Annotated in this window: 2 protein-coding genes; both read left to right on the forward strand. The window is 59.1% G+C overall.

All coding sequences use genetic code 11. The features are described from left to right. Window positions 1-292: 292 nt before the first annotated feature. Entirely contained in the window at window positions 293-538 is a 246-nt protein-coding gene (locus tag ACFFII_RS08365; protein ID WP_377698437.1) for a type II toxin-antitoxin system Phd/YefM family antitoxin, read from the forward strand. After that, a complete protein-coding gene (locus ACFFII_RS08370) occupies window positions 538-741 on the forward strand; it encodes a type II toxin-antitoxin system VapC family toxin (RefSeq protein WP_377698438.1) in 204 nt (67 codons plus the stop codon). The genes ACFFII_RS08365 and ACFFII_RS08370 overlap by 1 nt, the downstream gene beginning before the upstream one ends. Window positions 742-767 lie beyond the last annotated feature (26 nt).

Below are 767 nucleotides of genomic sequence, written 5' to 3' on the forward strand. Positions count from 1 at the left end.
GCGCCATCGGCTACAACGTCCCGAGCGCGCCGCACTTTCCCGACGGCGTCACCAGCCCGTCGTCGTGACCAAGCCCGGAAACTCCACCTTCGGGCGGTCCAAAGTTGGTAGGCAGAGCACCGCTCAAACGTCCTAAAGTAGCATGCATACATTTGGTACTAGCGACGAGCCGCGCTCTGACCATCGAAGCTTGGTAGTCACCTCGTGCCGCTACCCTTGAGGCGGCCTTGTTACCGATTGTATTATCTCAGTTGTTAAACTAGTCTACTACTGGACTGGTGGGGTTGAAGTCATGCGGGAAGTTGGGGCCTTCGAAGCCAAGACACATCTCTCCGAGTTGTTGGCTGCTGCCGAGGCAGGGGAAACGGTCACAATTACCCGCCGCGGTACGCCTGTCGCTCGCTTGGTTCCGGTTGGCGCTCCCAGACGGAGTGACGGGCTGCGGCGTCTGACGCAACTCCGGTCGCGTTTTGCCCAACTGAGCGTATCCCTGTCGCAAGATGAAATCTTGTCAGCGCGTGACGAAGGCCGGCGTTGATGTTGGTGATCGATGCATCTGCGCTTGTCGGGTGGTTGATGCCCGATGAGAATGGTATAGATCTGCCGGCGCTTGCCGCAGAGCATGAAGATATCGTGGCGCCTTGGCTGCTCTGGGCCGAACTGCGGAACATCCTAGTGGTCAGTGAACGCCGCGGGCGCATTCCTGGTCTGCCCCCTGAAAAGTGGTCCTCCCTGAAGTAGCTTTCGAGCCAGATGGAGGACGAAGG

The sequence above is a fragment of the Paracoccus niistensis genome, from assembly GCF_042432925.1.
Taxonomy (GTDB): domain Bacteria; phylum Pseudomonadota; class Alphaproteobacteria; order Rhodobacterales; family Rhodobacteraceae; genus Paracoccus; species Paracoccus niistensis.